The sequence below is a fragment of the Lactobacillus sp. M0403 genome (assembly GCF_016101265.1).
Classification (GTDB): domain Bacteria; phylum Bacillota; class Bacilli; order Lactobacillales; family Lactobacillaceae; genus Lactobacillus; species Lactobacillus apis.
The window spans coordinates 1-12,930 of sequence record NZ_JACFQV010000010.1 but is presented as its reverse complement, the minus strand read 5'-3'; the positions used below and the strand labels follow the sequence as shown (position 1 = coordinate 12,930).

Below are 12,930 nucleotides of genomic sequence, written 5' to 3'. Positions count from 1 at the left end.
GGAAACCATCTTGCATCCAATAAACATCATCTCCGACTTTGATTCCATTAACATAACCAGTTATAGCCGGGTAATTAGCTGGCTTACCTTCAAGCGTTGCAGCCCTATTAGATGATCGATCACCCATTACGAATAGGTTACCTTCACCCACTGCACCCTTAGCAGCCTTAGCTTTAAAATTGAATTCTCCATTAGTAGATACACTAGTTGGATCTGTTGGGTCTACTGGAACAGGTGGTGTATCTGGATCATCATCATCTGATATTGCACCAGGAGTTCTTTCCATAATCACCGAGCTATCATTAGCAATATATACGGATGCTCCTTGATAAACTTCATTGGCAAGCGTAAATCTGTTTGCGCCTGAAAATGTTATTCTCGAGCCTCTTGCAACAAAACCACGAATTGCATGATAGTTAGCTCCTAAAGTACTAGATGTACTGAGAGTAATATTATCGACATTAATAGCTAAATGGTTACCATCATTGGCTCCCCCCATATAGAGAAGAGCTTTATTTGTCCCATCTGTTCCAGTAAATCCTTGCCTATAGTTAGTATTAATCAACGTAAAGTAGGTAATAGGTGAGGCAGCTGTTGATGCATAACGGAAAAACTTATTACCTAAGTCAACTGTATGTCCGTTACCATTAATTACAACACTTGAACCGGCAGTACGAGCATCAAGAACCACACTAGCATCGTAAGTAATATCACTAGTAATGTTTATGTAAGTAACAGCTGCGTTATTCCAAGCTGCAGCTAATTGTGCAAGCGTTGCAACATCAACAGAACTTGACTTGTCTGGATTAGTTACTTGGGTTGGCACAGGAACATTTACAGAAGTTTCAGTCTTACCACTTGCTTGACCTAGAAGATCATTAAAAGCGGGACGCCCTTCATCTTTATCGCCAGCAACAGATGCTTCATTTGTGTTAGCAGCAGGAGCGTCATCTCTTGTTGCAATTGAATCAAATTTAGCTGGCTCAGTTGCTGCCATAGTTGCCTGTGAAGAAGCAACTAATGTCTCATTTTCTTCAGTACTGCTATTCTTAACAGCTGTCGCAGTTTCAGCTTCAGCTTTCTTTTCAAGCGCTGCTGGTGCTTTAAAGAAAGAGCTAAGACCACTATAAGTTGAAACCTTGAGTTTTTCAGTAGCAGGAGTTGTTGCCCTGTCTACAGTTGGTCTTTTCTTAGTAACTGACTTTGTTGTTTTTTTCTTACCAGCTAGACTAACTGGCTTAACATTGCCAGCTTGGTAACTATTCTTAATATTGGAAACAGCATTATCAAGCGCTGACTTAATACTTACTAAATCATTTGCATCATTAACTTTTGTTTTTGCGTCATTAACTAGACTGTCAACAATCGCAATTTGAGCAGCTTGACTACCAGCTGACAAATTCACGTCACCATTAATCTTGTCCTTAACACTATTAGCTTCATTACTTAATGTAGTAATAGCATTCTGCTTTGCAAGAGTGATTGACTGCTCGTCAGCTTCCTTTTGTGCATCTTCATCTCCAGCACTTGAATTGTCCTTATCACCAATTTCAGAAGCTTTTACCGGTGTAGTAGAAATGCTGTTAACAAACACTCCTCCTAGCATAAAGGTCAAAAGGGAATAGCTAACTAGCCAGCCCTTCTTACCCTTGTGCATTCTATAATTGGTATTCTTAACTTCTTCAGTCGGATTGGATTTATTAATACTCTTCATTGAATCCCTCTCTAACAATTACTTTAACTTTATATATATAACTTAAATCGTAACATTTTAACTAATAAATATAAAGGTGTTTTTGTATTATTTTTATATGCAATTACACATTTAAAAATAACAGACTTTATCAATTCCCCATTAATTATAAAATAACTCTATAAGAGATAACTAAAAGTAATATTCGCTATAAATACCAAAGTATTACTCTCCTAAACCAGCGTGGCAATCAGGACTAAACTTTTCGTAAAAATATTACAGCAACTACTGAACATCATTTAAAATAATACTCAATGCCAATCATTACTTTATTTATTCATGACAGCTATATATAAATAAATATCAAATGATAACAGAATTATTATTTTTTAGATCTAATGCACTATCTTAGTTTTCAATATTACTACCACTTTATGATTGATAGACCATAAATGATAGGTCTTGGTTAATACAAAATAAACAATAACAAAATCAACACAAAAAAAGAAACACCTATCATTAATTAGATAGGTGCTTCTTTACTTTGTCTGTCTAGCTATTATCTTTTAAATAACTAGTTTTTTACTCAAATGCAGTTTGCTTTACAAATTGCTTGTTTCCAATTGAGTAATATGTCTTACCCTTAATAACTACAACGTCTCCATAAGTCTGAACTGTTTCACCTGCATTCATCGCAGTCTTTCCAATTCGATTACCGTATTGGCTGTAAACATATGCCTTAGCTGTTAGTGTACGAGCTGTCCCCGTTACGTTATCACTGTCAACATATTCGTCATTACCAATCTGGATAAACTGACGACCATTAATTGTCTTAGTTTCACCAGTTGTAATTTCAGAATCTGCCTTCAAGACTATGTTGTTAACCTGTTGACCTTCACTGTTGTACACATAGGCATCGTGGCCTAATACAGCATTTGCAGTTACTCCGTCTGCAGGTACATTATTTGCTTCTAGTGTTACGGCACCGAAGTTCGCCGCCTTTACGTAGCGGTTGTTGTCAATAATGAAGTATGACTTGCCGCGAATTACTATTGGATCTCCGTATGTAGCTACTTTACTGTTCTTCTTCAGTACCTTACCGCCAACACGTGTGCCGTCCTTCTTGTATACAAATGCGTTCTTCTTCAATGTCCGCTTTTGCGCTCTGAAGTTGTTCACTGCAACAAACAAACCATTCTTAGTTTCGTAAAATTCACGATTACCAATTGTCTGTGTACCGTATGTTGTTATAGTTGAACCCTTCTTAGCCACTAACAAGTTAGCACGCTTGCCATCCTTGTTGTAGAAGTAGGCATTGTGAGTCAGCTTTCTGTCAGCAGCCTTAGTTGTGTCTACTCCTGCAGTTTCTGCAGCTGTACCTGAAGCTGTGTCTGAACCGTTTGATCCTGAGCCATTACTACTTGAACCATTTGAGCCCGAGCCGTTTGAGCCTGAACCATTTGAAGTGTTTCCTGTATTGTTCGAGCCGGAACCAGTGTTGCTAGAGCCACCGTTTCCAGTACCAGTTCCATTTGAACTAGAACTGTTGTTACCAGAACCGCTATTGTTTGAGCCATTAGAGTCAGAACCGTTGGAACCTGAACCGTTGGAGCCTGAGCCATTCGAACCAGAACCGTTTGCATCTGAGCCGTTCGAGTCTGAACCATTCGAACCAGAACCGTTGGCATCTGAGCCGTTCGAACCGGAACCGTTGGAGTCAGAGCCATTGGATTCTGAGCCGTTCGAACCAGAACCATTGGAGTCTGAGCCATTGGAGTCGGAACTATTTGCATCTGAACCGTTTGATCCTGAGCCATTCGAACCGGAACCATTTGATTCTGAGCCGTTGGAATCTGAACCATTTGCATCTGAACCGTTGGAGTCTGAGCCGTTCGAACCTGAACCATTACCCTTAACACCAGGTACATATTGTGTATCAATTACATGGATTGCAGTATCTCTTAAGCTCTTAACTTCTTGAATTGTTTCTGCACGATCAATTGCATTTTGAGCCTTTTCAGTTTCATGTTCGACTGCAGCAGTTTGGTTTGCTTTTTCTTCTTCAGTCAAGTACAGATCATTAGCTATTGCCTTCTTAACAGTATTTGCTTCTTGGTCAAGATCTGCTTTAGCCGCCGCCTTTTGCTCTTCTAGATTAGTTCCTGCTACGTGCTGAGCATGAATTGCATTGATTCCTGTTTCGTATTCATCCTTAACGCCTTGAGCATCAGCTGCCGCTTCAATTTTATTAATTGCTTTTTGCGCTTGAGTGTCAACTGCTCTAGCCTGTTGTGCCTTAACTGTATCATTAAGAGTTGAATCATTATTGATTAACTCTTTAACAATAGCAGCTTCATCATTAATTAGTTGTTGAGCATATTTCTTTTGCTCAGCCAGTGACATTGAATTCGTAACGTATTTAGAATCAATTATCTTGATGCCACTATCAACCGCTTTTTGAATACTCTCAGAAGAACTTACTGAGTCAATTCTGTTCTTAGCTGTTGTTGCAGCTGCATCAACAGCTGCAGTTTGTTCAGCTTTTGCTTTGTTATCCAATGAAACATCGTGAGCAATTTGGCCTTTAACTAATTCAGCTTCATCATCAATTCTATTCTTAGCATCTGCTCTTTGACCTGATAAATCAGTACCTGGTTTATATGCAGCTTCAATCTTGTTCTTACCGTCTTCAGTTGCCTTGTTAACTTCATCAGCGTCTTTAGCCTTGTCGATAGCATCTTTAGCATCCGAAGCAGCCTTATCAGCATCTTGCTTTTGCTTATTCTTTTCGTCAGGAGTCAGATTCTTGTCAGCATCAATCTTATCTTTAATTGTAGCAGCTATCTGATCAATATTTTGCTTTGCATTATCCTTTTGGTCATTTAGAGCCTTGCCTGGCTTATGTTCAGCATCTAGTTTTGGCTTACCTTCAGTGACCAACTTGTTAATACTGTCGTTATCTGTTGCTTTATCGATTTCAGCGTTAATCTCAGCGGCTACACGATCAACATTTTGCTTTTGCTGTGTCTTTTCGTCGGCAGTTAAAGTTACATCCTTGTCAATTGCATCCTTAACAATCGTAGCGTGATCATTGATTTCCTTCTTACCGTCTTCTTTGAGATCATTTAAGCTTGTCTTATTCGGTTTATGTTCAGCGTCTAGTTTTGGTTTACCTTCAGTAACCAACTTGTTAATACTGTCGGCATCTGTTGCTTTATCGATTTCAGCGTTAATTTCAGCGGCTACCCGATCAACATTTTGCTTTTGCTGTGTCTTTTCAGCATCAGATAAACTAGCGTCCTTGTCAATCGCATCCTTAACAACTGCAGCATGGTCGTTGATTTCCTTCTTACCATCTGCTTTCACTCCATCTAAACCATTCTTATGTGGCTTGTGTTCAGCGTCTAGTTTTGGTTTACCTTCAGTAACCAACTTGTTAATGCTATCGGCATCTCCTGCCTTATCAATTTCTGCGTTGATTTCAGCGGCTACCCGATCAACATTTTGCTTTTGCTGTGTCTTTTCGTCGGCAGTTAGAGTTACATCTTTATCAATTGCATCCTTAACGATTGCAGCATGATCGTTGATTTCTTTCTTACCTGCATCTTTCAAGCCGTCTAAACCACTCTTGTTTGGCTTATGTTCAGCGTCTAGTTTTGGTTTGCCTTCAGTAACCAACTTATTAATGCTGTCGGCATCTGTTGCCATATCAATTTCTGCGTTGATTTCAGCAGCTACACGATCAACATTTTGCTTTTGCTGTGCCTTTTCATCAGCAGATAAGCTGGTATCCTTATCAATCGCATCCTTAACGATTGCAGCATGGTCATTGATTTCTTTCTTACCAGCATCTTTCAAGCCCTCTAAACCACTCTTATGTGATTTATGCTCAGCATCCAATTTTGCTTTACCGTCAGTAACTAGTTGATTAATGTTGTCAGCATTTGAGGACTTATCTTCGTTATTAATATCGGTAATAATATCTGTTGTGACTTGGTCAACATTTTGCTTTTGCTCTGCCTTTTCGTCAGCGGCTAAAGTAGTGTCTTGATCAATCGCATCCTTAACACCGGAGGCATGTTGCTTAATTGCTTCTATTGCAGCTGCTCTTTGCTTTTCAAGACTGTCACCGCTCTGGTGAACTTTATCAATTTGGTCACAGCCAGTGTCCCTAGCATCATTAACACCTTTTTGCGTAGTTGCAGCGTTAATTTGAGTAAGTGCATCAACTAAAATTGTATCTACTTGATCTTTTTGCTTATTTTTCTCTACAGTTGTTAAAGTCTTATCTAAATCAATTGTAGTCTTAGCAATTTCTGCTGCACTCTTAACAGTATCTCTAGCTGGTTGCTTTAGATTTTCAGCGTTACCGTATTTGTAAACCAAAGTATACTTTTGCTCTGCTGGCAAGTCCTTTTGACTTGGCATCTCAAAAGTCGTTCCAATAGCAACTGGGGTACCGTTTAAAATAGCACCAGTTGCTATCAAACCCGGTACTTGAGGTCCTTCTGGAATAGTGATAATGTCTCCAGTTCTACCCTTAATTACAATTGGATCGGTAGGTGCCAAAGCGTTTCCTGTACTGTCAAGGTATGTAGGAACAATCTCTTGTTCGTCACCCTCAACGTACAGTACGACTGTTGGATTAGTTTCTGAAACTACCGTTGTTGCAGGTTGGTTAGCTGCATCAGTCTTATAGTGATAGCCTGCTGGCACATTAGTTTCTGTATAGTACTTGTTTGTCCAATCAATCGTATTACCATAGTTTGCGGTAACTAAGCCATTATCTGCTTCTGTTCCAACTACATTCTTTGGTACTAAAGCCTTATCTGGGTGGTTAACATCTACATACTTATAGGTTACATTTTGTTTAGCACCGTAAACATAAACCTTGTAAGTGTATGAAGTATCATCCATTGGAACGTAAGCTAAGTTAGCCTGACCATCAGCGTCACCTTTATCGCCTAGTCCTGCACCACCACTTTGCTTGTCAGTCTTAGCACCAGCATAAATTTGCTTGTCTAAGGCCCACATGTAGCCAGCTGGAATATGGTTAACAATATCTTGACTAACTAATGGAATTTGTTCACCAATATAAGTATCTTCATATGGCGTACCCTTAGTGCCAAATGGTAGTTCATAGTCTTGGCCAACTTGCTTACCTGATTGGTCAATATATTGAATCTTAACCTTACCAGGTGTAATTGCATCTGTTTGCAATTCACGTGTTGTCTTAGTCACAATATTAGGGTCAACTGTTGTACCAGGCGATGTTGATACTGTTGTTACACCATTCAAGACAGTCATGTTCTTAAACTTACCAGTGTATTGACCGGCAGGCATACTAGTAGATGAGTTTAAACCGTCCCAAGTCCTGATACTTGAGTTATTAATCTTAAAAGTACCACCCTTTGCTGTAGTAGACGAAATAATTCCTTTTTTAGTGGCAGTTGCTGACGTATCTGTACCAACAGACAAATGTAATTGCTTTGGTGAAATGAAAGTTAAACTTGATGTACCATCAAGTACAATAACTCCTCCATCTCTAGCACTAACTTGATTAATGTCCATCACAGTCCCGGCGTTAAAGACCATTGACTGATTTCTGCTTAACTTAATTGCTCCAGCACCCGTAGTTTCTGGTGAATCTAATTTGAAGTTTTGACCAAATACAAAAGTGGCATCCTTGTAAGCCGTAGCAGTAGGTGCTTGAATAAAGGCTGGAAAACCCTTCTGACTCCAAGTAACATCATCACCTACTCGCACACTTTTAAGTAGTTGCGACAATGCTGGAAGCTTCGAAGCTACCCCCTTAAGAGTAACTGCCGTATTAGAAGAACGGTCTCCCATTACAAATTGGTTACCCTCACCAATAGTCCCAGCTGCAGCTAATCTACTAAATGCAAATTCAGCACTTTGAGCATCTTTTCCGTCACTGGAAGTACCAGATCCATTTGGATCGTCAGGATCATCAGAACCATCTCCTGGTACTGCTCCCTCTGTTCTTTCCATAATAATCGAACTGTCGTTAGCAATAAAAATACTTCCTGCACCACGAACAATTTCATTGGCGATAATAAAGACATTGTTTCCAGAGAATGTAACTTTAGAGCCAGTGGCCATGATTCCACGAATTGCATAGTAGTTTGGCCTATCATCTGTTGTCAATTTAATATTATCTATATTAACACCTAAGTGGTTACCACCAGTCGCACCTCCAACATATACAAGTGCACTAGTTTGGCTCTGCAAGCTTCCACCAAACCCTTGTTTGTAGTTTGTATTAGTAAGTGTTAGGTAAGTATCTGAGGATCTTGCGGTAGTAGCATATTCAAATTTTTGACTTCCCATGTCAACAGTGTGACCATTACCATTGATTACTATGCTGGCACCAGCTGCACGGGCTTTAAAAATAGCATTAGGGTCAGCAGCTAAATCAGCAGTAATATTAACATAAGTAATTGCCGGATTATTCCAAGCTGCAGCTAACTGCGCAAGAGTTGCAACATCTGCTGGCATAGATTTATCTGGATCAGTTACTTGCTTTGGCACCGCAACATCAACTGAAGTTTCAGTCTTACCACTCGCTTGACCTAGAAGATCATTAAAAGCAGGACGACTTTCATCTTTATCGCCAGCAACAGATGCTTCGTTAGTAGTTGCTGGTTCATCTTCTCTAGTGGCCACACCAGCCAATTTAGCTGATTCAATTTCACTTGTTGTCGAATTAGTAGCAACTAAGGAAGTGTTTTCTTCAGCATTAGTGGAAACAGATGACTTCTTTGAATCTTTAGTAGCTGGAGCTACTTTGGCTTGATTACTTTCCTCAGAGTTTGTTACAGTCTTAAAGAATGAGCTAAGACCTTTATAAGTTGATACTGTTACCTTTTTTGAGATTGGCTTTTGTGATTTATCAATTAACGGAATTTTCTCCGTTGTCTTGTGAATTGGTTCAGTTACAGATTCATACTTAGTATTTCCTGATTGATAACACGCAGAAATATTTGTAATTGCAGTATCTTGTATATCTTTAACACTTACAAGATCAGTTGCTTCATCAACCTTGGCTTTTGCATCATTTACAATATTATCAACTGTTGCAATTTGAGCAGCTTTGTCATCTGCTGAAAGCTTTTGGTCATTATTGATATCAGCTTTAACACTATTAGCCTTATTGTCTAGAACAGTAGCGGCATTCTGTTGTGCAGCCGATAATGACTGTTCATCAACTTCATTCTGCACCTCTTTATCAGCAGTTTTAGCACTACTTTGAGCCTCAACTTCAGCAGCCTTAACAGGAGTAGTTGCTACACTGTTCATGTAGACTCCACCCAATACAAATGACAAAAGTGAGTAGCTGACTAACCAGCCCTTCTTACCCTTGTGCATTTTATAATTGGTATTCTTAACTTCTTCAGTCGGATTGAATTTATTAGTACTTTTCATTGACTCCCTCTCAACCATTATTTTTCATTAAATTACTTTTTACTTTATTATATATACAAGATAAATCGTACCATTTTGATCATTAAATATAAAGGTATTTTTGTATTATTTTTATATGTAATTATAGAATTTAAAATAACACAATTGTAGGAGATTGTGCGATTTTAAAATAACTAATCTAACATTAACTAAGTATATAGCTTGCCTCAATTCCTAAAGCTATCATCAGTATAAATCAATGACAATCTGATAACTATTTGAATTACTGCAAAAATTACACTTTTCAGCTGTTCGGATTTTTAAGTCACATCCACCAGAAGCATTACTTTAATCGTTAGTTATAAATGTACATAAATATTCACTTTTAAATAACGTTCTTTTTACTTCTGGCCACTTGTTATTTTATATTCTTATATATGTTTTATTAAATCTTCAATAATACAATTTTTCAAAGCTATAATTAACGTACAAAAAAGCACCTATCATTAATTAGATAGGTGCTTCTTTACTTTGTCTGTCTAGCTATTATCTTTTAAATAACTAGTTTTTTACTCAAATGCAGTTTGCTTTACAAATTGCTTGTTTCCAATTGAGTAATATGTCTTACCCTTAATAACTACAACGTCTCCATAAGTCTGAACTGTTTCACCTGCATTCATCGCAGTCTTTCCAATTCGATTACCGTATTGGCTGTAAACATATGCCTTAGCTGTTAGTGTACGAGCTGTCCCCGTTACGTTATCACTGTCAACATATTCGTCCTTACCAATCTGGATAAACTGACGACCATTAATTGTCTTAGTTTCACCAGTTGTAATTTCAGAATCTGCCTTCAAGACTATGTTGTTAACCTGTTGACCTTCACTGTTGTACACATAGGCATCGTGGCCTAATACAGCATTTGCAGTTACTCCATCTGCAGGTACATTATTTGCTTCTAGTGTTACGGCACCGAAGTTTGCTGCCTTTACGTAGCGGTTGTTGTCAATAATGAAGTATGACTTGCCGCGAATTACTATTGGATCTCCGTATGTAGCTACTTTACTGTTCTTCTTCAGTACCTTACCGCCAACACGTGTGCCGTCCTTCTTGTATACAAATGCGTTCTTCTTCAAAGTCCGCTTTTGCGCTCTGAAGTTGTTCACTGCAACAAACAAACCATTCTTAGTTTCGTAAAATTCACGATTACCAATTGTTTGTGTACCGTATGTTGTTATAGTTGAACCCTTCTTAGCCACTAACAAGTTAGCACGCTTGCCATCCTTGTTGTAGAAGTAGGCATTGTGAGTCAGCTTTCTGTCAGCAGCCTTAGTTGTGTCTACTCCTGCAGTTTCTGCAGCTGTACCTGAAGCTGTGTCTGAACCGTTTGATCCTGAGCCATTACTACTTGAACCATTTGAGCCTGAGCCGTTTGAGCCTGAAACATTTGAAGTGTTTCCTGTATTGTTCGAGCCGGAACCAGTGTTGCTAGAGCCACCGTTTCCAGTACCAGTTCCATTTGAACTAGAACTGTTGTTACCAGAACCGCTATTGTTTGAGCCATTAGAGTCAGAACCGTTGGAACCTGAACCGTTTGAGCCTGAGCCGTTGGAACCGGAACCATTTGAATCTGAACCGTTTGAGCCTGAGCCATTGGAGTCAGAGCCATTTGAGCCTGAACCATTTGCATCTGAGCCGTTCGAACCTGAACCGTTTGAGTCTGAACCATTTGATTCTGAGCCGTTCGAACCTGAACCATTGGAGTCTGAGCCATTGGAGTCGGAACTATTTGCATCTGAACCATTTGATTCTGAGCCGTTCGAACCTGAACCATTGGAGCCGGAACCGTTCGAGTCTGAACTATTTGAGCCTGAACCATTTGATTCTGAGCCGTTCGAACCGGAACCATTGGAGTCTGAACTATTTGAGCCTGAACCATTTGATTCTGAGCCGTTCGAACCGGAACCATTTGAGCCAGAATCATTACCCTTAACTCCAGGTATATATTGTGCATTAATTACAGGAATTGCAGCATCTCTTAGTTCCTTAACTTCTTGAACTGCTTCTGCACGATCAATTGCATTTTGAGCCTTCTCAGTTTCAAATTCAACTCTAGCAGTTTGAACAGCCTTTTCTTCTTCAGTTAAGTAAGCATCATTAGCTATTGCCTTCTTAATCGTATTTGCTTCTTGGTCAAGGTCAGATTTAGCTGCCGACTTCGAATCTTCCAGATTAATTCCTGCTACGTGCTGAGCATGAATTGCATTGATTCCTGATTCGTATTCATCCTTAACACCTTGAGCATCAGCTGCTGCTGAAATCTTGTCAATTGCTTTTTGCGCTTGAGTATCAACTTCTCTAGACTGTTGTGCCTTAACTGTATCGTTAAGAGTTGAATCATTATTGATTAACTCTTTAACAATAGCAACTTCATCATTAATCAGTTGTTGAGCATATTTCTTTTGCTCAGCTAATGTAATTGGATTAGTAACATATTTAGAATCAATTATCTTAATACCACTAACAACTTCTTTTTGAATACTTTCAGCTGAACCAGCAGCATCAATCCGATTCTTAGCTGTTGTTGCAGCTGCATCAACAGCTGCAGTTTGTTCAGCTTTTGCTTTGTTATCCAATGAAGCATCGTGAGCAATTTGACCTTTAACTAATTCAGCCTCATCATCAATCTGGTACTTAGCGTCAGTTCTTTGGCCGGCTAACTCAGCACCTGGTTTATAAGCACCATTGATCTTGTCCTTACCATCTTGCTCTGCCTTAGCAACCTCATCTGGGGTCTTTGCCTTATCAATGGCATCTTTAGCTTCTGAAGCTGCCTTGTCGACATCCTGTTTCTGCTTGTTCTTTTCATCAGTTGTTAGGTTCTTGTCGGCATCAATCTTGTCCTTAACATCGTTGGCAGTCTTATCAATTTCCTTGTTAGCGTCTGCCTTTTGCTCTGTTAATTCTTTACCTGGTTGGTAAGCACCATTGATCTTATCTTTACCATCTTGCTCTGCCTTAGCAACCTCATCTGGGGTCTTTGCCTTATCAATGGCATCTTTAGCTTCTGAAGCTGCCTTGTCGACATCCTGTTTCTGCTTGTTCTTTTCATCAGTTGTTAGGTTCTTGTCGGCATCAATCTTGTCCTTAACGTCGCTAGCAGTCTTATCTATTTCCTTGTTAGCGTCTGCCTTTTGCTCTGTTAAGTCCTTGCCTGGTTGGTAAGCACCATTGATCTTGTCTTTACCATCTTGCTCTGCCTTAGCAACCTCATCTGGTGTTGTTGCTGCGTTAATCGCATCTTTAGCTTCTGAAGCTGCCTTGTCGACATCCTGTTTCTGCTTGTTCTTTTCATCAGTCGTCAGATTCTTGTCGGCATCAATCTTGTCCTTAACATCGTTAGCAGTCTTATCAATTTCCTTGTTAGCGTCTGTCTTTTGTTCTGTTAAGTCCTTGCCTGGTTGGTAAGCACCATTAATCTTGTCCTTACCATCTTGCTCTGCCTTAGCAACCTCATCTGGAGTCTTTGCCTTATCAATGGCATCTTTAGCTTCTGAAGCTGCCTTGTCGACATCCTGTTTCTGCTTGTTCTTTTCATCAGTTGTTAGGTTCTTGTCGGCATCAATCTTGTCCTTAACATCGTTGGCAGTCTTATCAATTTCCTTGTTAGAGTCTGCCTTTTGCTCTGTTAAGTCCTTACCTGGTTTATATGCGGCATTAATCTTAGCCTTACCATCTGCTACTGCCTTGGCAATTTCATCTGGCGTGGTTGCGGCATCAATTGCGGCATTGGCTTCTGCTACAGCGTTATC

3 protein-coding genes are annotated in these 12,930 nt (G+C 39.4%); all 3 read right to left on the bottom strand.

What is annotated here, in order from left to right; all coding sequences use genetic code 11:
• Positions 1–1,714: pectate lyase-like adhesive domain-containing protein (locus H3T48_RS08700; RefSeq protein WP_198189183.1), on the bottom strand; the 1,714-nt coding region annotated here is incomplete at its 3' end.
• Between the two features lie 561 nt (positions 1,715–2,275).
• Positions 2,276–9,139 carry a DUF1542 domain-containing protein gene (locus H3T48_RS08695; protein WP_198189182.1) on the bottom strand — a complete coding sequence of 2,288 codons (6,864 nt, stop codon included), beginning with the start codon at positions 9,137–9,139 and terminating at the stop codon, positions 2,276–2,278.
• A gap of 548 nt (positions 9,140–9,687) precedes the next feature.
• Positions 9,688–12,930: DUF1542 domain-containing protein (locus tag H3T48_RS08690; RefSeq protein ID WP_198189181.1), on the bottom strand; the 3,243-nt coding region annotated here is incomplete at its 5' end.

Excerpts from the sequence above, each read along its gene's own strand:
- H3T48_RS08695 (WP_198189182.1), bottom strand. The coding sequence starts at position 9,139 with ATGAAAAGTACTAATAAATTCAATCCGACTGAAGAAGTTAAGAATACC.